Below are 25,678 nucleotides of genomic sequence, written 5' to 3'. Positions count from 1 at the left end.
GCGGGCTTCCTTATCGTGATGTCGATAACCGGGAGCCCTGCTCGGCACTCCCGATCTCCTTTTCAATTTCCCGCCGTGTTGCCTCGTGGCGTTAGGGGGAGACGAGGGATCAGGCCGAGGCAAACAGACGGCCGATGGCCTTGCCCAGCGCATCGCTGCGCTCGGGGTCTCGCAGTCTGGCCAGCATATCATTGCGCAGGGCCGGTAAAGTGACCAACTCGGCAAAAACCTGATTGAAGAACTGGGTCGGTTGTAGCGCCAGTTGTTCCAGATAGTGACTGAGCAGATTGGCATCTTTCAGATCGGCCCAGAGCCGGCCTGCAATGGCGAGCAGCAGCGCCGGGCTTGGCTGGGTTTGCAGCAGGGTCAGCAGCTTGTTGGTGCGCAGCGTGCTGCCGGGGCAGGAGGCCATGGCGCGGCAGAGGTAGGCCAGGGTCTCCGGGTTGGGGGCGGCGCACTCCTGCTCCTTGCCGATCCGCTCAAGCAGGGCGCCTTGTACTGCTGGCGGCAGCGGGGCGTTTTCAAGGCTCTGGCAGAGGGCATAGAGCGGCTCTTGCGGCAGTTTGGGCAGCGCCTTGCAGATCAGCGCCAGATTGCGCTCATCATGCAGCCGCTCCGCAAGGTCGGCAAAGCCCTGCAGCCCCAGCGTCTGCCAACCGGTGTCGTTGGGGGCGGCCAGATAGTGGCAGAGGGCATCGTAATAGGCAGAAGGGGCCTGCTCCAGTTGTCGCGCCAGCTTGGCATGCAGACTGGCCATTTTAGCCTCCGCCGGGCGGAAGGTGTAGGGATTGTCGGCCAAGCGCTGGGCTTTCTCTTCATCCAGATCGCCGGTGAGCTTGTAGCCCAGGGTCTCCACCACCTGATCCATGAACAGCTTGGGACCATTTGACATCAGCAGGCCGCGCTCATCGAGGGCGAACTTGAGGAACCAGAGGTAGTGGCGAGACTCGCTCGGCTGGAAGAAGTGCACACCCAGCCAGGCGTGCTGTTGCAGCGGCCAGGGATAGGGCTCCTGCTGCTGTTCGATACGCACAAAGGTATCGCTTGCCAGTGGCCGCACCTGGCGGCCCATGTCAAACAGCTGGAACTGGGTGCCAGCCTGAGTCAGAAATTCGGTCAAGGTATTGATGGCAGTAGGCGTCACAGACATGGTGAGATCCGGCTAATGGTGATGCGGGCCGATTATAAGGCCCTTGCCGAGGATAGCCAGTGGCAGCAGACGCGCGTTGCGGCAGATATCAACATGGCAGCCATGCGGGGGGAGGTGTATAGTATCGCCCTTTTTTAAAGTCGGCAGGCCGCGCTGGCTGCCGTGTATGTCGACGAGCCGGCTGAATCGCCGGTGCTGCGCGACCGAATGTATCGGCATCCTGGCTGACCCTGTCGGGTCGGCGGATCAATCTGTGGTTATGAGGAAGAGAGCGAGATGAATCAATATTTGCTGGTAGCTGGCCTGTTGGGGGAACTCACCGCCGAGTTGCAGCGCCTTGAGCGCTGGCAAGCTGACCATCCCGGTGACGAAGCCCTGGCAAGTACCCTGCCTTTTTGTGTCGATACCCTGAGCTTTGATCAGTGGCTGCAGTTCGTGCTGATCCCGCGCATGGAGCAGTTGGTGATGTTGCAGGCGCCGCTGCCCACCAGCGTCTCCCTTTATCCCATGGCCAGCGAAGTCTACAAAGAGGATCTGGCCGAGGCAGAAGCGCTGCTGCGGCTGATCGCCCGCTTCGATCTGCTGCTTTCCGGCAAAGTGATCGAACAATGATGCCAACGCAAACCCGAGAAGAGAGTGACCTGAAGCTGACTTTGCTCTATCAGGATGAGTGGCTGGTGGCGGTCAACAAGCCGTCCGGTCTGCTGGTGCATCGCAGCTGGCTCGACAAGGGCGAGACCCGTTTTGCCATGCAGATGACCCGGGATCTCATCGGTGGTCGCCATGTCTATCCGGTGCATCGTCTCGACCGTCCCACCTCCGGCGTGCTGCTGTTTGCGCTCGACCCGGTGATTGCCCGCGCGCTGACCGAAGCCTTCACCCAACGTCAGGTACACAAGGAGTATCTGGCACTGGTGCGCGGCTGGGCGCCCGAGCAGGGGGTGATCGATTATCCCCTCAAGGAGCAGCTGGACAAGATTGCCGATGCCATGAGCAACCCGGATCGTCCGGCGCAGGATGCCGTCACTACCTTCCGTCGCCTGCATCAGGTCGAGCTGCCCCACGCGGTCTCCAAGAAGCACCCCACCAGTCGTTACAGTCTGGTCAGATTGTTCCCGAAGACCGGCCGCAAGCATCAGCTTCGTCGCCATATGGATCACCTGTTCCACCCCATCGTCGGGGATACCACCCACGGGGATGGGCGTCACAACCGTTTCTTTCGCGAGCACTTTGGCTGCGAACGGCTGCTGCTGGTGGCCCGCACCCTGAGCTTTACCCATCCGGTGCTCAAGGTGCCGATGCGGATCCAGGCGCCACTCGGTCAGGATGTGCTGCGCCTGTTTGCCGAGCTGGGCTGGCCCGCCAGCGAGAGCGACTACTAAGCGCCTGATCCTCAGCCTTGAACCGGTGGCATCTGACGCCAGCTTGCTGATAGAGTTGCTCAAAAGAGTGACTCAAGCAGGGAGAGGAGAATGGCGCAGATCGATATCGTGGTAGGAACTGTCTATGGCGCAGCCATGCTGGTGGCCGAGACCTTGGCAGATGAGCTGGAACGCAATGGGCATCACTGTTCTCTGCACGAAGAAGCACGGCTGGTGGACATCGACCCCGGCCGTTTTTTATTGCTGGTCAGTGCCACCACAGGGCAGGGGGACATTCCTCCCAATCTGCAGCCTTTTGCCAGCGATCTGGCCGACAAGGCACCTTGGCTCAAGGGATTGCGTTATGCCCTGATTGCCATGGGGGACAGCAGCTATGACCATTTTTGTGGCGCGGGCCGTCGGCTGGACGGGTTGCTGCAAGAGCTGGGGGCCACGCGAGTGATGCCCCCGCTGGAGCTGGATGCCACCATGCACGATGAACCCGAACAGGTGGCACTCAGCTGGCTGAAAAAGTGGGATATTCAGCCCTGAATATTCTCTGAAATAGAGCCATATCAATCCCCTGATCCTTAACCGGCAGGGGATTGTTATTTGCACAAATGTCATCTCACTCAGCAAGCATATTTCCCACGCTTATTGTCGATAGTGGCGGAGGGATATTTTCCCCTTTTGGCATTCCATCGGCGTAATGGTTTCAAGTGCACCGCAGACCCGTCATTCAAATAAAAGTTCAATCTTGAAAGCGATCTCAGTCATGTTTTTGTCATTCGATCGTAAAATAATGACTTTGGTTCAGTCGCGAATTAATTGCTGGTAACGCTTTCAGGTTTGTCGTAATTGCTTGTTTTTTGATTTTATTGGTTGACTATTGCTTCGCTGGTCGGTTTTTTGCTGACTGGTGTTGTGGCGATCGTTTGCCGAGCGATTTGTCGCCATTTTGTGAGTCGCTTCATATTTGTCGTGAAATACGCTCCCTATAATCAACCTCGGTTATCACCAACAGGATTACATGGTGATAAGAAGTTGAATATTCAGGATCACACTCCTCACTGCGGGAAATAAGGAATATGACAATGAAAATGAAGTGGCTCCCGATTGCAGCAGCTGTTACTGCCGCCCTGGCTTCCCAAGCCGCCTTTGCCGTAGATTTCCACGGTTACTTCCGTTCCGGCGTTGGTGTTTCCGGCGACGGCGACATGGTTAAATACAACGTCAATAAAGTTGGCCGTCTGGGTAACGAAAATGATACCTACGGTGAAGTGCAACTGGGTCAGGAAGTATTCAACAAAGATGGCAAGACTTTCTATGTTGATTCCATGTTTGCCATGGCTTCCAACGGTTCAAACGACTGGGAAGGTACCGGTACTGTTTGTAACTTCGATGCCAAACAGTGCAATGGTGATTCTGACTTCGCTCTGCGTCAGTTCAACGTACAAGCCAAAGGCTTGCTGAACTTTGCTCCTGAAGCAACCCTGTGGGCTGGTAAGCGTTACTATCAACGCCATGACATCCACATCTCCGACTTCTACTACTGGAACATCTCCGGTGCTGGTGCTGGTATCGAAGGCATCCAGGCTGGTCCGGGTAAAGTCTCTTTCGCATGGGTACGTAACGACCGTAGCGCAAAAGACGTGTTCGGCGAGTACACCAATACCGGTACCAGTGCAGCTCCAAACTACGTGAAGAACGAAGATCTGAACGTCAATACTCTGGATCTGCGTTATGCCGGCATCCCGCTGTGGACCGATGCCTCTCTGGAACTGGGCGTGGATTACGCTCTGGTCAATGAAACCAATGATCAGAAAGCACTGAAGAAAGATCCGCAAGATGGCGTCATGCTGACTGCTGAACTGACCGCAGGCATCCTCGGTGGTTTCAACAAAACCGTGCTGCAATACGGTACCGAAGGTTACTCCAAGACTATGGCTTTCTATGGCGATGGTTCCTGGTACGGTGCTGAAGCCAAAGACGGTGCCGATGGTTTCCGTATCATCAACTGGGGCGTTGTTCCGATGGGCAACTCCTGGGAGATGGGTCATCAGTTGGTCTACGGTGTAGGCAACGAAATGTGGGATGGCAACGACAAGTACGAAACCATGTCCGCTGTTATCCGCCCGATGTACAAGTGGGATGACTTCAACAAGACCATCTTTGAAGGCGGCTACTTCAAGGACAACAACAAGTCTACCAATGGTAGCGAAGACAAAGATGCTGGCTACAAGCTGACCCTGGCACAAGCCTGGTCTGCCGGTTCCAGCTTCTGGGCCCGTCCGGAAATCCGTGTGTTCGCCTCCTATCTGGCTAACGACGAAGACAAGAAAGTCTTCGAAGGCAATACCTCCAAAGACACCTACCAATTTGGTGTTCAAGCAGAAGCTTGGTGGTAAGCAAAAGTTTAAGTTAAGTTAGTGACTGCCCCCTTATGGGGGCAGTTTTGTTTCGCCGGATCACGGCCACCGGATTATGGAGATAAGAAAAATGAAACGGGTAAAGATGTCTATTGCAGCCGTAATCACTGCGCTATTAACCGGTTGTGCCGGAAACATGGTTGTTCCTCTGCAAGAACATGGCTCGATCTTGAGCGATGCAGATCAAGCCAAGCAAGCGTTGGCCAAAGCCTCAAGCTGCTGTGTGGCGTTTAAAGATTTCAGTTATGCCCCCTTGCCTGAAGGTGAGACCTTGCTGGCCATTGATGGCAAGCAAACCACTTTTCAGTTTGATGAGGGGATGAGTTACTTTGCGGCATATCGCCTGCCGACCAATACCGGCAATCTGGCGATCAGCCTGGCATCACAGGTGAGTAAAACCGTGATGGTGCCCAAGGTTATTATGCTGGATGCCGAGTTCAAGGTGACTCGGGTCCTGGGTGAGTCAGTATTCAGCTATCAGCCTGCTCACTTGCTCGATAACGACCGTATCGAAGGACGTGTTTTTGTTGACCGCAGCATGCCTGGCAACCCGGCCAGCGAAACATACATGATCGTTTATGCGCCCGCGGATAAGCTCTCAGGCAGCACAACAATCCTGCATCCATCAAAAGCATTTGCTCGCGCTAATGGTACCGTTGAGCCTGATATCAAGGATCCGGTGATCCCGCACTCCCCGTGGGGTTTGGTGCAGATCAAAGTCAAAGATATGGCCCGTGGAAGTGGTCTTGAAGCGGTATTCAAACCCGAATATGCCGACAAGGTGGCTATGAGCCAGGGTCAGCAGGTTGCAGCGATAGCGACTACCGCAGCCGTTACCACAACTGCAACAGCTGCGGTCGCAGCCAAACCTGCTCCTGCCATGCTGAGTGAAACTGAAACCTTCTACCAGAGCCAGATCGAAAAAGCGGTCAAGGCGGGGGATATCGACAAGGCGATGAAGCTGGTGAACGAGGCCGAGCGGGCCGGTTCAACCAAGGCAAAAAGCGTGTTTATTGATGCGGTCAAGCGCTCGCAAAAATAGAGTAATACGACCGTTTGTTGGTCAGATATATTTATTGAGGCCTCCCTTGTTGGAGGCCTTTTTAATCGGTAGACTGTAATAAATAAAAATCACGCCGTTACATTGAGTTACAATAAGTTGCCATTTGATATAAATGGTATTGTTAAAATACAAAGTGAAACTGCTATTTATATGTCTTTGTAATAAAGTGATAATGCAGATTATTAACTTATATTAGGTGCGTTTTTTAGCCACTAAACAAGTTGTGATCTTCCCTCCAAATTCAATATTCCCCCGCCTTCGAAAGCAGCAATTTATGACCCGCTGGGTTATATTCTGATGGTCAAAATAAACAAGCCCGACTCGAAGATATCTGAATGAATCAGTGCTTATTTCATCCAGATAGATCGTTCAGGGACGACAATCCATTCAGGAGCGCACACAATGTTCAAAAATGCTTTCTCTAATCTGCAAAAGGTTGGTAAGGCGCTGATGCTGCCAGTATCAGTCTTGCCAGTCGCAGGTATTCTGCTGGGGGTGGGTGCTGCCCACTTCAGCTGGATGCCGGAAATTGTCTCCCAATTGATGGAGCAAGCCGGTGGTTCTGTATTTGGCCAGATGGCCCTGCTGTTCGCAGTGGGTGTTGCTCTGGGCTTTACCAATAACGACGGTGTATCCGGTCTGTCAGCCATCGTTGGCTACGGCATCATGGTCGCAACCCTGAAGGTCATGGCACCTGTGATGGGTGTTGAAACCATCGAAACCGGCGTGCTGGGTGGTATCCTGGCCGGTGGTATCGCTGCCTGGGCGTTCAACCGTTTCTACAAGATCCAGCTGCCAGAGTACCTGGGCTTCTTCGCGGGCAAACGTGCCGTACCCATCATCACCGGTTTCCTCTCCATCGGTCTGGGTGTGATCCTGTCCGTGATTTGGCCGCCAGTGGGTGGCGCCATCGGTGCCTTCTCTGACTGGGCTGCCAACCAGAACCCGGTACTGGCCTTCGGTATCTACGGCGTGGTTGAGCGCTCCCTGATCCCGTTCGGTCTGCACCACATCTGGAACGTACCGTTCTTCTATCAGGCGGGTACCTGCGTCAACGGTGCCGGTGAAACTGTTCACGGTATCATGACCTGCTTCCTGACTGCTGATGACGCGTCCCGCGCTGCCGGTAACGGCTTCGGTCAGCTGGCTGGTGGCTACCTGTTCAAAATGTTCGGTCTGCCTGCTGCTGCGTTCGCCATTGCTCACGCTGCCAAGCCGGAAAACCGTGCCAAGATCGTTGGTATCATGGCCTCTGCAGCCCTGACCTCTTTCCTGACCGGTATCACCGAGCCGATTGAATTCTCCTTCCTGTTCATCGCTCCGGTTCTGTACGCAATTCACGCTGTACTGGCTGGCCTGGCTTATGTGCTGACCAACTCTCTGGGTATCGTACACGGTCACACCTTCTCCAACGGCTTCATCGACTTCGTGGTGCAATCACCGCGTGCCGACAACATGCTGCTGCTGGTTGGTCTGGGTCTGGTTTACGCGGCCATCTACTACGTCGTATTCAGCTTCGTTATCCGTGCCATGAACCTGAAAACTCCGGGTCGTGAAGACGAGACTGCTGAAGAGGCCGTTGGCCAAGGCAAAGACGAAATGTCTGCTGCTCTGGTTGCCGCCTTCGGTGGTAAAGAGAACATCGCTTCTCTGGATGCCTGCATCACCCGTCTGCGTGTTGGCGTGAAAGATGTTGCCAAGGTTGACCAGGCTGGTCTGAAGAAACTGGGTGCTGCCGGTGTGGTAGTGGCTGGTTCCGGCGTTCAAGCCATCTTCGGTACCAAGTCCGACAACCTGAAAACCGACATGGACATCTGGATGAAGAGCAACTAATCCTGTTGCCTGAATACCAGAGTTATTGAAGAGGGAGGCGAAAGCCTCCCTCTTGCTATTTCTGGTTATGGATCGTGCGAGTCACAGCAGGAGTCTCGTTGCCCAAGATGCGATATGTAACGGGATACCTTCTGTCGGCGTTGTGCCTCGCTCGCCTTATCGCACACCATCACCAGGTCAACCTTATAGCCAGATAAAGTCATCCAGTAATCAGCCAATAAAAAGAGCGCCATCTGGGCGCTCTTTTGTCGAGTCGAGGGGATTAGAGTTTCTCCAGATCCCGTTCGATTTCGCTGATCTTGTTTTGTACTACTTTTTCCAGATGGCGCAGGTCGCGCAGGATCTTCTGCTTGATGTCCGGATCGGCCTGCTGATGGACGCCCTGGGTCAGGTTGTCCAGCTCATCCACCACATATTTGAGGTTGGCGTTGATCTCGGTGACATCCTTGTACTCATGGGTACCGGAATCGACCAGCATGGTCTTGCGCTGGCGGGGATACTTGAATTTGACACTCTTGGCGAAGAACTCGCCTTTCTGCTTCTTGAAGTAGATCTTGAGGATGTCGTGGTTGGCCTCCTGGCGCAGGGTATAGCTGTCGACGGAGGCGGGATCCTGGATCCCCAGGCTCTTCAGATTCTCGTACATCAGGCTTCCTCGGTTTGAAACGATCCTGTCCCATCCATCTTAACCGATGCCTCATGGCTTGCCTGTGACAGGGGCGCCAAAATCAAAAGGGCGCCATCAGGCGCCCTTTTCATCACAGCAATGCTGATTACTCGTCGATGGAGCGCAGCAGAGCGTTGATGCCGACTTTGGCGCGGGTCTTGGCATCAACCTTCTTGACGATCACCGCCGCGTAGAGGCTGTACTTGCCGCATTTGGAGGGCAGGGAGCCGGAGACGACCACGGAGCCAGCCGGTACGCGGCCGTAGTGGATCTCGCCGGTTTCACGGTCATAGATGCGGGTGGACTGGCCGATGAAGACGCCCATGGAGATGACGGAACCTTCCTCGACGATGACCCCTTCAACCACTTCGGATCGGGCACCGATAAAGCAGTTGTCTTCGATGATGGTCGGGTTGGCCTGCAGTGGCTCCAGTACGCCACCGATGCCGACGCCGCCGGAGAGATGCACGTTTTTACCGATCTGGGCGCAAGAGCCGACAGTGGCCCAGGTATCGACCATGGTACCTTCGTCAACGAAGGCGCCGATGTTGACATAGGAGGGCATCAGCACGGTATTGGGGGCGATAAAGGAGCCTTTGCGGGCTGTTGCCGGCGGCACCACGCGCACACCCGCTTCCTTGAACTGCTCGGCGGTGTAGTTGGAGAACTTGAGGGGAACCTTGTCGTAGTACTGGGCATCGTCGCCCTTGATGATGCCGTTGTCGTTGATGCGGAAGTAGAGCAATACCGCTTTCTTCAACCACTGATGGACAACCCACTCACCGGCGATCTTCTCGGCAACCCGTGCCTTGCCAGAGTCCAGCAGGTCGATGGCTTGCAGGATGGCGGACTTGGTGGCGCTATCCACGGAGCCCGGAGTAATGGTGTCGCGGCGCTCGAAGGCCGCTTCAATGATCTGTTGCAACTCGGTCATGACAGGTTTCCTTTAAAAAATTCTGTTTGTTGTATCACACTTTTCCGACTGTTTTTAAGGGGTTGACCGGAATTCTTCCGGCCAGCGGCCATTTCTTCATCCGGTGTGTGCCAACCAGTTGTTTGGCATGGCAAAAAACGCCCGACAATCAGCCTCTTTCGAATCGCGGCTCGCTTAATCCAGCACCGACTGCTGGGGATTGAGCTGGTGTACCAGTCGCTCTTCCAGCTGCAGTTGCTGCTCGGCGGTCAATGGCTCGCCATTGAGGCTGGTCAGGCTGAAAAAGTCCTCGACCCTCTCACCGAAAGTGGCGATTTTGGCGGCGTGCAGCGACAGTCCGCACTGCTGGAAAACGGCACCGATCCGCGCCAGCAGACCGGGGGTATCGAGGGCAGTCAGCTCCATCAGGGTGTGACGGCTTTCCCCTTTGTGGGGCAGAAAGACTACCCGGGTCGGCACGCTGAACTGGCGGTGGCGCCGCGACAGCGGCTTGTTGCGCAGCACCAGCTTGCCAGGCTCCTGCAGCGCCTTCTCCAGCGCTTTCTTGATGGTGGCGGTGCGGTTGGGGCTGATGGGCTCGCCGCTCGGCTCCAGAACCACGAAGGTATCGAGCACATAGTTGCTGCGCGAGTTCATGATCTGGGCGTCGTGGATGTTGAGGTTCTTCTGATCCAGCGCCGAGGCCACGGTGGCAAACAGATTCGGGGTATCGCGGCAGTAGATAAACACCTCGCTGCCGCCGCGGGTCGGATGTTTGCCGATGATCACCAGCGGTGCCGGATTGTCGCCATGCTCGATGATATGGCGGCAGTGCCAGGCGATCTGCTCCGGGCTATGACGCAGGAAGTAGTCGGCCTTGAAATCGGCCCAGAGCAGGTTGATTGCCTCTTCCGATACATCCCGTTGCGCCAGCAGTTGCTTGGCCTGACGCTGGTTTTCGCGAATGCGCAGCCGCATGTCGGGCGGGTTCTCCAGCCCCTGGCGCAGCGCCTTCTGGGTCGCGAAGTAGAGCTCCCGCAGCAGGGTGCCCTTCCAGTCGTTCCACAGGGTATCGTTGGTGGCGCAGATATCGGCCACTGTGAGGCAGTAGAGCAAGTCGAGATGCTGCTCGTCGCGCACCTTCTGGGCAAAGTCGGTGACCACGTCGGGATCGTAGATATCGCGGCGCTGGGCGGTGACCGACATCAACAGATGGTGGCGCACCAGCCAGGCGACCAGTCGGCTCTCGTAGCGATCCAGACCGTGCAGCTGGCAGAACTCCAGCGCATCGACGGCGCCGAGCTCCGAGTGATCGCCGCGCCGCCCCTTGGCGATATCGTGAAACAGGGCGGCGATGCTGAGCAGCTCCGGTTTGCGCAGCCGGGTGAAGACCTCGTGGCAGAGCGGGTGGCTCTGGCGACTGGTCGGATTGGGGAACTGGTGAATGTTCTTGAGCAGCCGGTGGGTGTGCTCATCCACCGTGTAGGCGTGGAACATGTCGAACTGCATCTGGCCGACGATGAGGTTCCACTGGGGCAGATAGGCCGCCAGAATGCCGTACTTGTGCATCAGGGTGAGCGGCAGGCCGATGCCGTTGGGGTGGCGCAGCAGCGCCATGAACAGGCGACGGCAGTCAGGCAAGTCCTGCAACCAGCAGTTGAGTTTGCGGCGTGCCTCGCGCAGCTGGCGCAGGGTGGCCGAGTGGATGCCCGCAATCTCGGGATGCTGGGCCATCTGGTAGAAGAGGCGCAGGATAGCAGCTGGTTCACGGCTAAACAGCTCCGCATCCACCGCATCGATGAGGCGGCCACGGAGCTGGAACTCGTCGGAGAGGCGGCGCACATCCATGGCGGTGTTGCCGAGAATAGCCTCGTCAAACAGCTGCAGCAGCATCTCGTTAAGCTCCGAGACCCGACGCACCGTCTGGTAGAAGCGCTTCATCATCTGCTCGACCGGAGTGTTGCCTTCCCCCTCGAACCCCAACATCTGGGCCACGGTGCGCTGGCGATCGAACAGCAGGCGGTTATCCCCCTTGTTGATCGCCATATGCAGGGCGAAACGCACCTTCCAGAGAAAATTCTGGCAGTCGAGCAGCTCACGATACTCGGCGCGGTTGAGAAAGCCGTGGCTGGTCATCTCGAACAAGGTGGTGGCGCCAAAGTGGCGGCGGGCGACCCAGGCGAGGGTTTGAATATCCCGCAGGCCGCCCGGATTGCTCTTGAGATCCGGCTCCAGCTTGTAGGCGGTGCCGAGAAACTGCTGGTGCCGCTCCGCCTGCTCCTGGCGCTTGGCGCGAAAGAAGGCTTCGCTCGGCCAGAAGTGCTGGGGGCCGGTGGCCTCTTTCAGTTGCCGGAAGCCCTCCTGGCGACCTGTGATGTAGCGGGCCTCAATGAGGTTGGTTGCGACCGTGATATCAGCGCGCCCCTGCTCGAGGCACTCCGCCACGTTGCGCACCGCCTGACCCACCTCAAGCTTGAGATCCCACAGCAAGGTGATGAACTCGCCGATGCGCAGTCCCAACACCTCGTCCAGTTCATCGCCGTCATAGAGGATCAGCAGGTCGATGTCGGAGTGGGGGTGCAGCTCGCCACGGCCATAACCGCCTACCGCGATCAGGGTTAGGTCGCTCTTGTCGAAGCCGAACTTCTGCCACAACCGGCAGAGCAACTGATCCATGTACTCGGAGCGGGTGGCGACCAGCTCGATGATGTTGTCGCCGGCATCAAAACGGGCGTGCAGCCAGCCGAGAAAGCGGCTCAGGTACTCTTTGCAGTTGTCGCGAGTGAGCTGATCATCGGGTAACAAATGGGGGGAAAGCAGGCTGGCGTCCATGGCATCTCACACACAGTGGCAGGCAAATGGCTGAAACAGAAGTAAAAACCCCGGCGCTTTGGAAGTTCAGGGCCGGGGTTCGATGTTAGCTGTGTTTGATGAAGCGGTCGATAGTGTCATCGGGGCGCAGGGTGAGCACCTCGCAGCCATCCTCGGTCACCAGCAGGGTGTGCTCCCACTGGGCGGAGTCGCCGCCATCCTTGGTGGTCACGGTCCAGCCATCCTTCGGATTGACCTTGCAGTGATACTTTTTGCTGTTGACCATCGGCTCGATGGTGAAGCACATGCCCGCTTTCAGCTCCAGCTTGCCGCTGTTGCGGTAGTGGAGGATCTGCGGCTCTTCGTGGAACTCGGCACCGATGCCGTGACCGCAGTAGTCACGCACCACGGAGAAACCGGCCTTCTCGACGATGGGCTGGATCACTGCGCCGATTTCGGTGATACAGGCACCCGGACGCACCTTCTTGATGGCGGCGTAGAGGCTCTCTTGCGCAACTTTGCAGAGCTGGCGGCGCAGTGGGGTGGTCTCGCCCACGATGAACATGGCCGAGGTATCGCCGTGGTAGCCATCCTTGATGACGGTGATATCCAGGTTGATGATGTCGCCATCGCGCAGCTTCTTGTGATTCGGGATACCGTGGCAGATCACATCGTTCACCGAGGTGCAGATGGATTTGGGGAAGCCATGGTAGTTGAGCGGAGCTGGAACCGCCTGTTGTACGTCGACAATATAGTCGTGGCAGAGGGTGTTCAGTTCGTCAGTGGTGACGCCAGCTTTGACATGGGGCGCAATCATGACCAGCACATCGGCGGCCAATTGGCCGGCAACGCGCATCTTTTCAATCTCTTCCGGTGTCTTGATTTTAATGGACATGGGATCTCTCTTGCGGCCTGCCGCTGGGCCTGCGAGGGCAGACAGGACAGGTAATGAAAAATAGATGCGTTTGCAATCAGGGCAAAATTTTATCCGCAACCCCCGCGTACTTCCAGTGTGATTGTCATCACAACGTCAAATCGGCGTCGCAGCATCCTCTGGCGGGATCCATATTTACACCTGTTTAGGGTGTCGGCCGGTGGTGTCCTGAACAAAGTTATGGTATAAAGCGCGCCGGAATGGGGAACTTGCGTCCCGATTTCATCACCCTTACTTAAACAACACACACACATCGACACATATGCCGGGGTGCCTTAACGGGTCGGTTATATGGGATGTGTGGAGGCCTAACCCCAATACAGAGGTATAAAATGGCTAAAGTTTCTATGCGCGACATGCTGCAAGCCGGCGTTCACTTCGGTCACCAGACTCGTTACTGGAACCCGAAAATGAAATCCTACATCTTCGGTGCCCGCAGCAAAGTTCACATCATCAACCTGGAAAAAACCGTTCCGATGTTTGACGATGCCATGAACTTCATCAGCTCCGTAGCTGCCAAGAAAGGCAAGGTACTGTTCGTTGGTACCAAGCGTGCCGCGTCTGAAGCCGTAAAAGAAGCCGCTGAGCGTTGCGACCAGTTCTATGTAAACCACCGCTGGCTGGGCGGTATGCTGACCAACTGGAAAACCGTTCGTCAGTCTATCAAGCGCCTGAAAGATCTGGAAACCCAGAGCCAAGACGGTACCTTCGACAAGCTGACCAAGAAAGAGGCGCTGATGCGTACTCGCGAAATGGAAAAGCTGGAGAAGAGCCTGGGTGGTATCAAGAACATGGGCGGCCTGCCTGACGTTCTGTTCGTTGTCGATGCCGACCACGAGCATATCGCTATCAAAGAAGCCAATAACCTGGGTATCCCGGTAGTTTCCATCGTTGATACCAACTCCAACCCGGACGGCGTTGACTATGTCATCCCGGGTAACGACGACGCTATCCGTGCCGTACAGCTGTACCTGAATGCTGCTGCTGACACCGTACTGGAAGCTCGCGCTCAGGACATCGTTGTTCAAGCCGAACAAGATGGCTTCGTTGAAGCTGAGTAATTGATAAGGACTGTAAAGCCCTTATTAACCAAGCTGATGTAATTGGTTAGCAGGGGCCCTTGTGGCCCCTGTTTCTTGTCAATTCAAGACCGAGGATACTGGACATGGCTAACGTTACTGCCGCCCTGGTAAAAGAACTGCGCGAGCGCACTGCCGCTGGCATGATGGATTGCAAAAAAGCACTGGAAGAAGCTGCTGGTGATATCGAGCTGGCAATTGAGAACATGCGCAAATCCGGTCAGGCCAAAGCCGCCAAGAAAGCTGGCCGTATCGCCGCTGAAGGCGTTATCTTTGCTCGCACCGAAGGCAACGTTGCCGTCATGATCGAGCTGAACAGCGAAACCGACTTCGTCGCCAAAGATGCCAGCTTCATGGCAATGGGCCAGAAGATCGCTGACATCGCTGCGACCCAGAAAATTGCTGACGTTGACGCGCTGAAAGCCGCTGACTTCGGTAACGGCGAATCCGTCGAGCTGACCATCACCAACCTGATCGCCAAGATCGGTGAGAACATGAACCTGCGTCGCGTGATGCTGGTTGAAGGTGACAATCTGGGTACCTACGTTCACGGTTCCCGCATTGGTGTTATCACCAAGCTGACCGGTGGTTCTGCCGAGCTGGCCAAAGATCTGGCCATGCACGTTGCTGCCAACAGCCCGCAATTCGTCAAGCCTGAAGACGTGTCTGCTGAAGTCGTTGCCAAAGAGCGCGAAATCCAGATCGACATCGCCATCAACTCCGGCAAGCCGAAAGAGATCGCCGAGAAGATGGTTGAAGGCCGCATGAAGAAGTTCACCGGTGAGGTTTCCCTGACTGGTCAACCGTTCGTGAAAGATCCTTCCATGACCGTTGCCGAGCTGCTGAAGAAAGAAGGCGCTGACGTTGTCTCCTTCACCCGTTTCGAAGTGGGCGAAGGCATCGAGAAGCAAGAGACCGATTTCGCTGCTGAAGTTGCAGCCCAAATCGCGGCCGCTCAAAAGGCCTAATCGAACCGGTTTTTCCGTTTCCCCAGACCGCGACTTATGTCGCGGTCTTTATATGACCAGGAATCAGTGACATGAGTACCAATCCCAAACCTGCATACAGACGTGTTCTTCTGAAGTTGAGTGGTGAAGCCCTGCAAGGATCCGAGGGTTTCGGCATTGATCCGGCGGTGCTGGAGCGGATGGCCCAAGAGATCAAAGAACTGGTTGAGTTGGGTGTTCAGGTCGGTCTGGTCATCGGTGGCGGCAACCTGTTCCGTGGTGCCGGTCTTGCCAAAGCGGGCATGAACCGCGTGGTGGGCGACCACATGGGTATGCTGGCAACCGTGATGAACGGTCTGGCCATGCGTGATGCCCTGCATCGTGCTTATGTGAATGCCCGTCTGATGTCTGCCATCTCCCTGCAAGGCGTCTGCGACTCCTACAGCTGGGCCGAGGCAATCAGCCAGCTGCGTGCTGGCAAAGTCGTTATCTTCTCTGCCGGTACCGGCAACCCCTTCTTCACTACCGATTCTGCGGCTTGCCTGCGCGGGATCGAGATCGAAGCCGACGTGGTGCTCAAAGCCACCAAGGTTGATGGTGTATACAACGAAGATCCGGTCAAGAATCCGGATGCCGTGCTGTATCATGAACTGAGTTATGATGAAGTTCTTGAAAAAGAGCTCAAGGTGATGGATCTTGCTGCCTTTACCCTGGCGCGTGACCATGATCTGCCGATCCGCGTGTTCAACATGAACAAACCGGGTGCCCTGCGCCGGGTTGTCATGGGTGAACCGGAAGGCACTCTGATCCACCACGTTGGTAAATAAGATAAAAGTGAGCCACCTGGCGCTCTTATCCTATCCATCACGTCAGTAAATAAGATAGACACGGGCCGTGTAGCGGCTCGTTCGCCAAAAGGAAAACCACTGTGATCAACGAGATTAAAAACGACGCCAAGGACCGTATGGGCAAGAGCGTAGAAGCGCTCAAGACCCAAATGTCCAAGATCCGTACCGGCCGCGCTCACCCGAGCCTGCTCGACGGCATCCAGGTTGAGTATTACGGTGCTGCCACTCCGCTGAAACAGTTGGCCAACGTCGTGGCAGAAGATGCTCGCACCCTCTCCATCTCCATTTTTGACCGCTCCATGATCCAGGCGGTAGAGAAGGCGATCCTGACCTCCGATCTGGGCCTGAACCCGTCCAGCAATGGCCAGACCCTGCGCGTGCCGCTGCCGCCGCTGACCGAAGAGCGTCGTCGTGACCTGACCAAGATCGTCCGTGCCGAAGCGGAAAACGCTCGTGTTGCCGTGCGCAACATCCGTCGTGACGCCAACGCCGACCTGAAAGCGTTGCTGAAGGACAAAGAGATCTCCGAAGACGATGACCGTCGCGCCCAGGAAGAGATCCAGAAACTGACCGACTCCTACATCAAGCTGGTCGATGAGGCCCTTGCCGTAAAGGAGAAGGAGCTAATGGAAATCTAACCGTCTGAAAGGTATATTACGAGCGCCGTGTAGTGCCCCTGCACGGCGCTTTTGTCTTTGTGGGAGAATTACATGTCGCTTTTGGCTGCGTTGGGTGATTGTGCCAACTCGTCTTTACCCCGTCACGTCGCCATCATCATGGATGGTAACGGTCGCTGGGCCCAGAACCGAGGCAAGATGCGGGTTTATGGCCACAAGGCGGGCGTCAAGTCAGTGCGCGAGGCCGTTACCTTTGCTGCGCGTGCCAAGATCGAGGCATTGACCCTGTTTGCATTCTCCAGCGAGAACTGGCGCCGCCCGGAAGGGGAGGTCAGTGCCTTGATGGAACTGTTCATCACAGTGCTGGGTCGTGAGGTGCAGAAACTGCACAACAACGGGATCCGGCTCAAGGTGATTGGCGATACTGCTCGCTTTAGTGAGCGGTTGCAGGCCAAAATCGCCAAGGCGGAAGCCTTGACCGCCAATAACAAGGGGTTGACCCTGAACATTGCGGCCAACTATGGCGGCCAGTGGGATATCGCCCAGGCGGCCCGCAAGCTGGCCAAAGCAGTGGCGGCCGGTGAACTGGCCGCTGACGACATTGATGAATCCATGTTGGCCCGCGAGGTTTGCATGGCCGATCTGCCACCCGTGGACCTGTTGATCCGCACCGGTGGCGATCATCGCATCAGCAACTTTGTGTTATGGCAGCTCGCCTATGCCGAGCTCTATTTTACCCCGGTATTGTGGCCCGATTTCAACGAGGCCGAGTTCAGTGAGGCGGTCGCCTCTTTCGTTGCCCGCGAGCGTCGCTTCGGTTGCACGGGTGAACAGATACGGGAATTGATCGCCGAGCAGCAGACCGGCTAAACCCCGCTCCCAAGAGAGAGGTTTCTTTTGCTAAAACAACGAATTATTACTGCTTTGATGTTGATCCCCCTGGTGTTGGGGGCGCTCTTCTTTCTGCCATTGAAATTTTTTGCCCTGTTGGCTGCGCTGGTGTTTTTGTTGGCCAGTCGCGAATGGAGTGGGTTTGTCTCTGCTGCTCCGCAGCAATGGTTGCCCATCGTATTTTGTCTGTTGCTCGGTGCCAGCCTCTTTTGGCTGCCGGTGGAGCAACTCTGGACGCCCCACCTGCACCCCCTCGTGATGGGCGTGCTCTGGACAGCGGTAAGCTGGTGGCTGCTGGGTCTGCTGCTGGTGCTGCGCTATCCCCAAAGCGCCAAGCTGTGGAAAGAGTCTATCTGGCTCAAGTCGCTGTTTGGTCTGGTGACTCTGGTTCCCTTCTTCTGGTCGCTGGTCGCCATCCGTGGTTACAACTTTTACCATGACCCCATGATGGGGGCCTGGATCCTGTTGTTCGTGATGGGACTGGTCTGGGCGGCAGATTCTGGCGCGTATTTTTTCGGCAAGGCGTTCGGTAAGCACAAGCTTGCCCCCGCCGTCAGTCCGGGCAAAACCATCGAAGGAATGTGTGGCGGCCTCTTTACCGCCAGCCTGCTGGCCATCGGCGTTACCTGGTCGATGGGATTTGTTCCTGCCAAGATGATCACCGTGCTTTTTTGCTCTCTGCTGGCGGTGCTTGCTTCCGTACTCGGTGATCTGACCGAGAGCATGTTCAAGCGCGAAGCAGGCATCAAGGACTCCGGCACTCTGCTGCCGGGTCATGGCGGCATTCTCGACCGGATCGACAGCCTGACCGCCGCCCTGCCGGTGTTTCTGCTCAGTTATCTGCTACTCAGTCAGGAGTTTTGATGCACAAGTCACTGGTTATTCTGGGGGCCTCCGGCTCCATCGGTCAGAGTACCTTGAAAGTGCTGCGCCATAACCCGGGCAGTTGGCAAGTATTGGCGTTGACCGCCGCCCGCAACGTGGATGCCATGTTGCGGGACTGCCTCGAATTCTCCCCCCGTTTTGCCGTGATGGTCGATGAGGATGCCGCCCGTGAACTCGCTGCCCGTCTGAAAGCGCACGGCAGTGCGACCCGGGTCATGTCTGGTGCTGCAGCCCTTTGCGATGTGGCCGCCCACCCCGACACCCATAGCGTGATGGCCGCCATCGTCGGTGCGGCCGGACTGGCCCCGACCATGGCCGCGGTACGTGCCGGCAAGCGAATTTTGCTGGCCAACAAGGAGGCGCTGGTGATGTCCGGTGCTTTCTTCATGGAAGCCGTGCGCGAACATGGCGCCGAGCTGCTGCCCATCGACAGCGAACACAATGCCATCTTCCAGTGTCTGCCGACCGCCGTGCAGCGCCAGCCCGGTTTTTGCGATCTGGCGGCGGCGGGGATCAGCAAGATTTTGCTGACCGGTTCTGGCGGCCCGTTCCGTTACACCGAGATCAGCGAGCTGGCCAAGGTGACGCCGGCGCAGGCCATCGCTCATCCCAACTGGTCGATGGGGGCCAAGATTTCGGTCGACTCCGCCACCATGATCAACAAGGGGCTGGAGTACATTGAGGCGCGCTGGTTGTTCAATGCGGCGCCTGAGCAGATCCAGGTGGTGATCCACCCGCAGTCGGTGATCCACTCCATGGTGCAGTACAAGGATGGCTCCGTGCTGGCTCAGCTTGGCAATCCGGATATGTGTACTCCCATCGCCCATGCGCTGGCTTATCCAAATCGCATCCCCTCCAGTGTGGAACCTTTGGATTTCTTCAGTGTCGGAGAGTTCAGCTTTATCCGGCCTGATTATGATCGCTATCCCTGTCTGGCGCTGGCCATCAATGCCTGCCAGAAGGGACAAGCGGCGACCACTGCGCTGAATGCAGCCAACGAGGAGGCTGTTGCCGCCTTCCTGGCTGGGCGCATCGGCTTTATGGATATTGCCCGGATCAACGAGGCAGTGATGCTGGCGCTGGAGAGCAGCGCCGTCGGCTCGCTCGATGATCTGTTTGCCCTGGACGGTGCGGCAAGAGCCCGTGCTCACACTTTGATTGAGGAGCTTGGCTGATGGGCGGTGTGTTGTGGAATATCGGTGCTTTTGTTGTTGCGCTGGGCCTGCTGGTCGCGGTGCACGAGTTTGGTCACTTCTGGGTGGCCCGCCGTTGTGGCGTCAAGGTTGAGCGCTTCTCTATCGGTTTTGGCAAGGCGATCTGGCGCCGGATGGGTAAAGATGGCACCGAATATGTGCTGGCGCTGATCCCCCTCGGTGGTTACGTCAAGATGCTCGATGGCCGGGTCGATGAACTCAAGCCCGGTGACGAGCAGTATGCCTTCAACCACAAGAGTGTCTGGGCGCGGATGGCGATTGTCGCCGCGGGTCCCATGGCCAACTTCGTGTTTGCCCTGTTTGCCCTCTGGCTGATGTTTATCATCGGGGTGCCGAGCGTCAAGCCGGTGATCGGTGAAGTGCGTCCGGCATCCATCGTTGCCGAGGCGGGTGTGCTGCCGGGGATGGAGATTGTCGGGGTCGGCGATGAGCAGACCGGTGACTGGGAGAGCGTCACCTACGCCCTTATCAGCCATCTGGGTGACGATGCTGTGACTCTCAAGGTGCAGGCACCCAATACCAGCTATGCCACCGATAAAACCTTGTCGCTGACCGGCTGGACCTTCGATCCGGATAAAGAGTCGCCCATCGGCAGCTTGGGAATTGTCCCCCTGAGTGGCAAAGTGCTGCCAGTCGTGGCTGCAGTGGTGGCCAAGAGTGCCAGTGAAAAGGCGGGGCTACAGGTCGGTGACCGTATCAAACAGGTCGGCGATCAGCCTATTACAGCGTGGGCCGAGTTTGTCGAGCTGGTGCAGCAGGCACCGGGTGAACCCCTGCAAGTGGTGGTTGAGCGCAACAACAGTGATCTCAACGTGACCCTGACCCCGGATAGCCGCAAGGTGCAGGGCAAGCTTGTTGGATTCGTCGGTCTCTCACCGCAACTGGTTCCATTACCGGATGAATATCGAATTCTGTTACAGTATGGGCCTTTGCAGGCGCTGTGGCATGGCGCGGACAAGACTTGGAGCCTGATCACGCTCACCTTTGACATGATTGGCAAGTTGATCGGTGGCATCGTGTCGCTGGACAACCTGAGCGGCCCCATCTCCATTGCCAAGGGCGCCGGCAGCAGTGCCGACTATGGTCTGGTCTATTTCTTGAGTTTTCTGGCGCTGATCAGCGTCAACCTGGGGATTATCAATCTGTTCCCCCTGCCGGTGCTCGATGGTGGCCATCTGGTCTATTTCCTGATCGAAGCGGTCACCGGCAAGCCGGTATCAGAGAAAATACAGGAAGTGGGTTTCAGGATCGGCGCCGCCATTCTGATGTTATTGATGGGCATTGCGCTGTTTAACGATTTCGCTCGCCTCTGAGGCCAGAGCATCAACAAGGACACATAAGAACAAAATGGCTGTTAAAAAAGCATTGGTGTTGAGTTGCCTGCTGGGTGCCAGTTTCCTGGCCCAGGCGGCCCCTGCCTCTTTTGTGGTGCAAGATATCCAGGTCGAAGGTCTGCAACGGGTGACCCTGGGCGCCGCACTGTTGAACCTGCCGATCCGGGTCGGTGATACCGTCGACTCCGTGGCTCTGGCCAGTGCCATCAAAAAGCTCTATGCCTCGGGTAACTTCGAGGATGTGAAGGTTTACCGTGACGGTCAGGTTCTGCAGGTGATGGTCAAGGAGCGTCCGACCATCTCCAGCATCGAGTTTGCCGGCAACAAGGATATCAAAGAGGAGCAACTGACCCAGAGTCTGGAGTCCTCAGGTATTCGTGTGGGTGATCCGCTGGATCGCACCGTGCTCACCTCCCTCGAGAAGGGGCTGGAAGATTTCTACTATGGCGTGGGTAAATACTCCGCCAAGGTCAAGGCCATCGTCACCCCGTTGCCGCGCAACCGGGTCGACCTCAAGTTCACCTTCGTGGAAGGGGAAGCGGCCAAGATCCAGCAGATCAACATCGTCGGCAACAGCGTCTTCCCTGAAGAGAAGCTGATTGCCCAGCTCTCCCTGCGCGACGAAGTGCCCTGGTGGAACTTCACCGCCGATCAGCGCTATCAGAAGCAGAAACTGGCCGGTGATATCGAGACCCTGCGCTCCTACTACATGGACCGCGGCTATATCCGCTTCCAGCAGGAGTCTACCCAGGTCTCCATGACCCCCGACAAGAAGGGCGTCTATGTCACCCTCAACATCAAGGAAGGGGATCAGTACAAGGTCTCCGGTGTCCAGCTCAAGGGTGACCTGATCGACCGCGGTGGCGAGATGAAGGGGTTGATCCCGATCGCTGCCGGCAGCACCTACTCTGCCAGTCAGGTGACTCATACCGAAGAGGTGCTCTCCAAGTTCCTCGGCCGTTACGGTTATGCCTATCCGAAAGTGGTCACCTTCCCACAGGTCAATGACAAGACCAAGGAAGTCGAGCTGATCGTCAACGTTGAGCCTGGCCCCCGTGTCTATGTGCGCAATATCAACTTCAGCGGTAACGCCACTACCGAAGATCAGGTACTGCGTCGCGAGATGCGCCAGATGGAGGGCACCTGGCTCTCCTCCGACAACATCGAGCAGTCCAAGAGCCGTCTCAACCGCCTTGGCTACTTCGAGAGTGTCGAAGTGGACACCAAGCGGGTGCCGGGCAACGATGACCTGGTTGACCTTGACTTCAAGGTTAAGGAGCAGCCAGCAGGCTCCATCAACGCCGGTATCGGTTACGGTACCGAATCGGGCTTGAGCCTGCAGGCGGGGATCTCTCAGGACAACTTTATGGGTACCGGTAAAAAGGTCTCCATCAACGCCAGCACCAACGACTACTCCAAGAACGTTGACCTGAGCTACAACGACCCCTACTTCACCGTGGATGGTGTCAGCCTGGGTGGTCGGGTCTACTACAACCAGTTCCGCGCCGATGATGCCGATATCGTCGATTACGAGAACGAAACCATAGGTTTCCGTCTCTCCAGCGGCTTCCCGGTCAACGAGTTCAACCGTCTCGACTTCAGTACCGGTATTGAAAGCTCCAAGCTGAGCCGTCCTACCTTCAATGAATCCAAGTTCAATGAGTGTATCGCCGACAACAAACCATCAGCAGACAATACCTATTGCTACGACCTTTGGAACGACAACCGTCAATCGGTACAGATGGATCAGTTTTGGGATCTCTATGCAAAAGGTGAGGATAGCGTTGAGTTCGTAACTGTGGATCTTACTGCTGGTTGGACTCGTTCTACCCTGAACAAGGGGATGTTCCCGACCGCTGGTGACCGTCAGCGTGTCAACGGCAAAATCACTATTCCTGGCATGGATCTGCAGTATTACAAACTCTCCGCCGAAGATGCCCACTACTTCCCGCTCGATGCGGATCACAGTTGGGTGATGATCGGCAAGGGACGAGTCTCCTATGGGAACGGCTATGGCGATAGCAGCATGCTGCCGTTCTTCGAAAACTACTATGCCGGTGGTTTCGATACGGTACGTGGCTTCAAGAGCAATACTATTGGTCCCAAGGCTATCTATAAGCAGTACAAGAACAATAACTCCAGTGCTCCGACTGAGACTGGGTATTACGAAGGTTCCGATACCTCGGTGGGCGGCAATGCGCTTGCTGTGGCTTCTTTCGAACTGGTCTTCCCGACCCCGTTTGTCTCAGAGACCTATCGTCCGCAGATCCGTTCTACCGCCTTTATCGATGCCGGAACTGTCTGGAGCACCGATTTCGCCAATGGTGCCTACCCTTGTGCCGCTGGGGCAGATTGCAACTACTTGAGCCAGGACTACTCCAGCCCGGGCAATATCCGGGTCTCTGCCGGTGTCTCCCTGCAGTGGCTCTCGCCGATGGGCCCGCTGGTGTTTGCCCTGGCCAAGCCGATCAAGAAATACGAAGGGGATCGTACCGAGTTCTTCTCCTTCAACATCGGTCGTACTTTCTAAGCAGAGTTTCGCCCCCACCCATGCGGTGGGGGTCTTCAATGATGGGACGCGCGGTATGCGTGCCTCACCAGGTAACAAGACGGTCCTAACGCCGCTTGCATAATCGGGTAAATCAGGTAGCCCTCGCCATGAGGGAACAAGGAGTAAGTGTGAATAAAGCGTTGAAAGTAGCTGGTTTGAGCTTTGCACTGATGGCTGCCGGCATGGGTTCTGCCTTCGCTGAGACCAAGATCGCCGTGGTGGATATGGGCGAAGTCTTCCAAAAGCTGCCCCAGCGTGAAGCCGTTGCAGCCAAGCTGAAAGGTGAATTCGAGCCGCGCATGCGTGAGCTGCAGAAGTTGGAACAGGAAGGCCAGAAGCTGGTCGAGAAGTTCCGCAAGGATGAAGCCTTCATGAGCGCCGAGCAGAAGAAGCAGAACCAGGAGAAGCTGGCCAAGCTGCAGATGGAGTTCAACCAGAAGCGTCAAGCCTTTGAGCAGGACAACGGTCGCCGTCAGTCCGAAGAGCGCAACAAGATCCTGACCAAGGTGCAGGCTGCCATCGATTCCATCGCCAAGAGCAATGGTTACGATCTGGTGCTGGAGCGCAATGCCGCCCCGTATGCCGCCAGCAAGCTGGACATCTCCGGCCAGGTTATTTCTCAGGTAAGCAAGAGCAACTAATTGATGGCATTCACTCTCGCACAGCTGGCCCAGCAACTGGGGGCCCAGGTCCATGGCGACGGAACCCTGGAAATCCGCAAGGTAGCGACACTGGAAAAGGCCGGGGAGGGGGATATCACCTTCCTGTCCAATAAGAAGTACCGGCACTATCTGGAGCAGAGCAAGGCGACAGCCGTGCTCATTACCGAAGCGGATCTGCCATTTTGTCCCACCAATGCCCTGGTGCTCAAAGACCCCTATGTGGGCTTTGCCCAGGTAGCCCAACTGCTGGACACCACCCCGCAGCCGGCCACGGATATCCATCCGAGCGCCGTTATCGCGGCTGACGTGCAACTGGGCGAGAGAGTGGCTATCGGCGCCAATGCAGTGATCGAATCCGGAGTCGTGCTGGGTGACGATGTACGCATTGGCCCGGGCTGTTTTGTTGGCAAGAATACCCGGCTGGGAGCCCGCTCCCGGCTGTGGGCCAACGTTACCCTCTATCACAATGTGACCATGGGCACCGACTGTCTGGTTCAATCCGGCACAGTGATCGGGGCCGATGGTTTCGGTTATGCCAATGAACGTGGCGAGTGGATCAAGATCCCCCAGCTCGGCGGTGTGACCATTGGCAACCGGGTCGAGATCGGTGCCTGTACCACCATTGACCGCGGTGCGCTGGAAGATACCCGCATCGCTGACAACGTCATCATCGACAACCAGTGCCAGATCGCCCACAACGTGGAGATCGGCTATGGCACCGCCGTGGCGGGCTCTACCGTGATGGCTGGTAGTCTCAAGGTCGGCAAATACTGTATCATTGGCGGCGCTTCCGTCTTTAACGGGCATATGGAGATCTGCGACCAGGCTACCGTCACCGGTATGGCCATGGTTATGCGACCCATTACCGAGCCCGGTGTCTACTCTTCCGGCATCCCTCTGCAAACCAATAAAGAGTGGCGCAAGACCGCCGCCCGGGTGATGCGTATCGAAGAGATGCACAAGCGGTTAAGCAAGCTTGAGAAGAAGCTGGATCAAGAATAATCACGATTGGTATAGGGTACTGTTTTGACTACTGAAAAGAAGAGCCTGGGTATCCAGGAAATCATGGATCTGCTGCCCCACCGTTATCCGTTTCTGATGGTGGATCGTGTAGACGACTACGAGATCAGCGATGAGCGCAAAACTCTGCGCGCCATCAAGAACGTCTCGTTCAACGAGCCGATCTTCCAGGGGCACTTCCCGGCCAAGCCGGTGTTCCCGGGCGTACTGATCCTGGAAGCGATGGCACAGGCCACCGGTATCCTGGCCTTTACCATGGTGGGCAAGCCGTCTCCCAACGAACTCTATTATTTTGCCTCAATCGACAACGCTCGCTTCAAGCGTCCGGTCGGCCCCGGTGACCAACTGGTGCTCGACGTGGAGTTCCTGAAAGAGCGTCGCGGTATTGCCAAGTTCACCGGTGTCGCCACCGTCGACGGTGAAGTGGTCTGTACCGCCGAGCTGATGTGCGCCAAACGCGAGGTTTAAC

At 56.5% G+C, this 25,678-nt stretch carries 23 protein-coding genes; 18 read left to right on the top strand and 5 right to left on the bottom strand.

Annotated features, from left to right (window positions below; all coding sequences use genetic code 11):
* Positions 1-109: 109 nt before the first annotated feature.
* Positions 110-1,150 carry a DUF3549 family protein gene (locus OKC43_RS10325; RefSeq protein ID WP_270659119.1) on the bottom strand — a complete coding sequence of 347 codons (1,041 nt, stop codon included), beginning with the start codon at positions 1,148-1,150 and terminating at the stop codon, positions 110-112.
* A 276-nt stretch (positions 1,151-1,426) separates the two neighbouring features.
* Here OKC43_RS10325 and OKC43_RS10320 point away from each other — a divergent pair, with 276 nt between their 5' ends.
* From OKC43_RS10320 to ptsG, 6 genes are all read left to right on the top strand, one after another.
* Entirely contained in the window at positions 1,427-1,762 is a 336-nt protein-coding gene (locus tag OKC43_RS10320) for a YqcC family protein (protein WP_005338596.1), read from the top strand.
* Positions 1,759-2,532 (top strand): tRNA pseudouridine(65) synthase TruC, encoded by a 774-nt coding sequence (gene truC, locus OKC43_RS10315; RefSeq protein WP_139428998.1) that lies wholly within the window; start codon positions 1,759-1,761, stop codon positions 2,530-2,532. The genes OKC43_RS10320 and truC overlap by 4 nt, the downstream gene beginning before the upstream one ends.
* Before the next feature lie 90 nt (positions 2,533-2,622).
* Entirely contained in the window at positions 2,623-3,063 is a 441-nt protein-coding gene (locus OKC43_RS10310) for a flavodoxin (RefSeq protein WP_270659117.1), read from the top strand.
* 542 nt (positions 3,064-3,605) lie between these two features.
* Positions 3,606-4,919, top strand: a complete 1,314-nt coding sequence (locus OKC43_RS10305; RefSeq protein ID WP_005349751.1) for a maltoporin — start codon at positions 3,606-3,608, stop codon at positions 4,917-4,919.
* Positions 4,920-5,010: 91 nt separating this feature from the next.
* Positions 5,011-5,982 carry a MalM family protein gene (locus OKC43_RS10300; RefSeq protein ID WP_236271870.1) on the top strand — a complete coding sequence of 324 codons (972 nt, stop codon included), beginning with the start codon at positions 5,011-5,013 and terminating at the stop codon, positions 5,980-5,982.
* 423 nt (positions 5,983-6,405) lie between these two features.
* Positions 6,406-7,836: a PTS glucose transporter subunit IIBC gene (gene ptsG / locus OKC43_RS10295; RefSeq protein ID WP_005338586.1), complete on the top strand. Its 1,431-nt coding sequence runs from the start codon at positions 6,406-6,408 to the stop codon at positions 7,834-7,836.
* Between the two features lie 262 nt (positions 7,837-8,098).
* Here the strand turns inward: ptsG and OKC43_RS10290 are convergent, their stop codons facing one another.
* From OKC43_RS10290 to map, 4 genes are all read right to left on the bottom strand, one after another.
* On the bottom strand, positions 8,099-8,482 hold the full coding sequence (locus tag OKC43_RS10290; RefSeq protein ID WP_005338583.1) for a DUF3461 family protein: 384 nt from the start codon (positions 8,480-8,482) through the stop codon (positions 8,099-8,101).
* 127 nt (positions 8,483-8,609) lie between these two features.
* Positions 8,610-9,437, bottom strand: coding sequence for a 2,3,4,5-tetrahydropyridine-2,6-dicarboxylate N-succinyltransferase (gene dapD, locus OKC43_RS10285; protein ID WP_005338581.1), 828 nt, complete (start codon positions 9,435-9,437; stop codon positions 8,610-8,612).
* A gap of 174 nt (positions 9,438-9,611) precedes the next feature.
* On the bottom strand, positions 9,612-12,248 hold the full coding sequence (glnD, locus tag OKC43_RS10280) for a bifunctional uridylyltransferase/uridylyl-removing protein GlnD (RefSeq protein ID WP_236271871.1): 2,637 nt from the start codon (positions 12,246-12,248) through the stop codon (positions 9,612-9,614).
* Positions 12,249-12,333: 85 nt separating this feature from the next.
* Positions 12,334-13,122, bottom strand: coding sequence for a type I methionyl aminopeptidase (map, locus tag OKC43_RS10275; RefSeq protein ID WP_005338579.1), 789 nt, complete (start codon positions 13,120-13,122; stop codon positions 12,334-12,336).
* Between the two features lie 371 nt (positions 13,123-13,493).
* Here map and rpsB point away from each other — a divergent pair, with 371 nt between their 5' ends.
* The 12 genes from rpsB to fabZ all read left to right on the top strand — a co-directional run bounded on the left by rpsB (position 13,494) and on the right by fabZ (position 25,677).
* Positions 13,494-14,222, top strand: a complete 729-nt coding sequence (gene rpsB, locus OKC43_RS10270) for a 30S ribosomal protein S2 (protein ID WP_005303470.1) — start codon at positions 13,494-13,496, stop codon at positions 14,220-14,222.
* 104 nt (positions 14,223-14,326) lie between these two features.
* A complete protein-coding gene (tsf, locus tag OKC43_RS10265) occupies positions 14,327-15,208 on the top strand; it encodes a translation elongation factor Ts (protein WP_005338578.1) in 882 nt (293 codons plus the stop codon).
* A gap of 71 nt (positions 15,209-15,279) precedes the next feature.
* Complete coding sequence (gene pyrH, locus OKC43_RS10260; RefSeq protein ID WP_005338577.1) at positions 15,280-16,014, top strand: UMP kinase; 735 nt, start codon at positions 15,280-15,282, stop codon at positions 16,012-16,014.
* Positions 16,015-16,115: 101 nt separating this feature from the next.
* Positions 16,116-16,673, top strand: a complete 558-nt coding sequence (gene frr, locus OKC43_RS10255; protein WP_005338576.1) for a ribosome recycling factor — start codon at positions 16,116-16,118, stop codon at positions 16,671-16,673.
* A 72-nt stretch (positions 16,674-16,745) separates the two neighbouring features.
* Positions 16,746-17,522, top strand: a complete 777-nt coding sequence (gene uppS / locus OKC43_RS10250) for a polyprenyl diphosphate synthase (protein ID WP_139405860.1) — start codon at positions 16,746-16,748, stop codon at positions 17,520-17,522.
* 27 nt (positions 17,523-17,549) lie between these two features.
* Complete coding sequence (locus tag OKC43_RS10245) at positions 17,550-18,407, top strand: phosphatidate cytidylyltransferase (protein WP_026034918.1); 858 nt, start codon at positions 17,550-17,552, stop codon at positions 18,405-18,407.
* Positions 18,407-19,603 (top strand): 1-deoxy-D-xylulose-5-phosphate reductoisomerase, encoded by a 1,197-nt coding sequence (ispC, locus tag OKC43_RS10240; RefSeq protein ID WP_216993915.1) that lies wholly within the window; start codon positions 18,407-18,409, stop codon positions 19,601-19,603. Before OKC43_RS10245 ends, ispC begins: the two co-directional genes overlap by 1 nt.
* Positions 19,603-20,955, top strand: a complete 1,353-nt coding sequence (rseP, locus tag OKC43_RS10235; RefSeq protein ID WP_236271872.1) for a sigma E protease regulator RseP — start codon at positions 19,603-19,605, stop codon at positions 20,953-20,955. Before ispC ends, rseP begins: the two co-directional genes overlap by 1 nt.
* 34 nt (positions 20,956-20,989) lie before the next feature.
* Positions 20,990-23,506 (top strand): outer membrane protein assembly factor BamA, encoded by a 2,517-nt coding sequence (gene bamA / locus OKC43_RS10230; protein WP_139493642.1) that lies wholly within the window; start codon positions 20,990-20,992, stop codon positions 23,504-23,506.
* Positions 23,507-23,655: 149 nt separating this feature from the next.
* Positions 23,656-24,168, top strand: a complete 513-nt coding sequence (locus tag OKC43_RS10225) for an OmpH family outer membrane protein (protein WP_005338563.1) — start codon at positions 23,656-23,658, stop codon at positions 24,166-24,168.
* Between the two features lie 3 nt (positions 24,169-24,171).
* Positions 24,172-25,191 (top strand): UDP-3-O-(3-hydroxymyristoyl)glucosamine N-acyltransferase, encoded by a 1,020-nt coding sequence (gene lpxD, locus OKC43_RS10220; protein WP_236271873.1) that lies wholly within the window; start codon positions 24,172-24,174, stop codon positions 25,189-25,191.
* A gap of 24 nt (positions 25,192-25,215) precedes the next feature.
* On the top strand, positions 25,216-25,677 hold the full coding sequence (fabZ, locus tag OKC43_RS10215) for a 3-hydroxyacyl-ACP dehydratase FabZ (RefSeq protein ID WP_005338559.1): 462 nt from the start codon (positions 25,216-25,218) through the stop codon (positions 25,675-25,677).
* Position 25,678 lies beyond the last annotated feature (1 nt).

It is taken from the genome of Aeromonas sp. Y289-2, assembly GCF_027705925.1.
Classification (GTDB): Bacteria; Pseudomonadota; Gammaproteobacteria; order Enterobacterales; family Aeromonadaceae; genus Aeromonas; species Aeromonas veronii.
The sequence above is the reverse complement of the archived record's forward strand: the minus strand, read 5'-3'. Positions and strand labels throughout refer to the sequence as shown.

Bases quoted from the DNA above. Each gene is read 5' to 3' on its own strand.
- OKC43_RS10290 (WP_005338583.1), bottom strand. From the start codon at position 8,482: ATGTACGAGAATCTGAAGAGCCTGGGGATCCAGGATCCCGCCTCCGTC.
- glnD (WP_236271871.1), bottom strand. From the start codon at position 12,248: ATGGACGCCAGCCTGCTTTCCCCCCATTTGTTACCCGATGATCAGCTC.
- dapD (WP_005338581.1), bottom strand. From the start codon at position 9,437: ATGACCGAGTTGCAACAGATCATTGAAGCGGCCTTCGAGCGCCGCGAC.
- OKC43_RS10300 (WP_236271870.1), top strand. From the start codon at position 5,011: ATGAAACGGGTAAAGATGTCTATTGCAGCCGTAATCACTGCGCTATTA.
- rseP (WP_236271872.1), top strand. From the start codon at position 19,603: ATGGGCGGTGTGTTGTGGAATATCGGTGCTTTTGTTGTTGCGCTGGGC.
- pyrH (WP_005338577.1), top strand. From the start codon at position 15,280: ATGAGTACCAATCCCAAACCTGCATACAGACGTGTTCTTCTGAAGTTG.
- bamA (WP_139493642.1), top strand. From the start codon at position 20,990: ATGGCTGTTAAAAAAGCATTGGTGTTGAGTTGCCTGCTGGGTGCCAGT.
- OKC43_RS10325 (WP_270659119.1), bottom strand. From the start codon at position 1,150: ATGTCTGTGACGCCTACTGCCATCAATACCTTGACCGAATTTCTGACT.
- ispC (WP_216993915.1), top strand. From the start codon at position 18,407: ATGCACAAGTCACTGGTTATTCTGGGGGCCTCCGGCTCCATCGGTCAG.
- map (WP_005338579.1), bottom strand. From the start codon at position 13,122: ATGTCCATTAAAATCAAGACACCGGAAGAGATTGAAAAGATGCGCGTT.
- lpxD (WP_236271873.1), top strand. From the start codon at position 24,172: ATGGCATTCACTCTCGCACAGCTGGCCCAGCAACTGGGGGCCCAGGTC.
- ptsG (WP_005338586.1), top strand. From the start codon at position 6,406: ATGTTCAAAAATGCTTTCTCTAATCTGCAAAAGGTTGGTAAGGCGCTG.
- rpsB (WP_005303470.1), top strand. From the start codon at position 13,494: ATGGCTAAAGTTTCTATGCGCGACATGCTGCAAGCCGGCGTTCACTTC.
- OKC43_RS10305 (WP_005349751.1), top strand. From the start codon at position 3,606: ATGAAAATGAAGTGGCTCCCGATTGCAGCAGCTGTTACTGCCGCCCTG.
- truC (WP_139428998.1), top strand. From the start codon at position 1,759: ATGATGCCAACGCAAACCCGAGAAGAGAGTGACCTGAAGCTGACTTTG.
- tsf (WP_005338578.1), top strand. From the start codon at position 14,327: ATGGCTAACGTTACTGCCGCCCTGGTAAAAGAACTGCGCGAGCGCACT.
- OKC43_RS10320 (WP_005338596.1), top strand. From the start codon at position 1,427: ATGAATCAATATTTGCTGGTAGCTGGCCTGTTGGGGGAACTCACCGCC.
- uppS (WP_139405860.1), top strand. From the start codon at position 16,746: ATGTCGCTTTTGGCTGCGTTGGGTGATTGTGCCAACTCGTCTTTACCC.
- OKC43_RS10310 (WP_270659117.1), top strand. From the start codon at position 2,623: ATGGCGCAGATCGATATCGTGGTAGGAACTGTCTATGGCGCAGCCATG.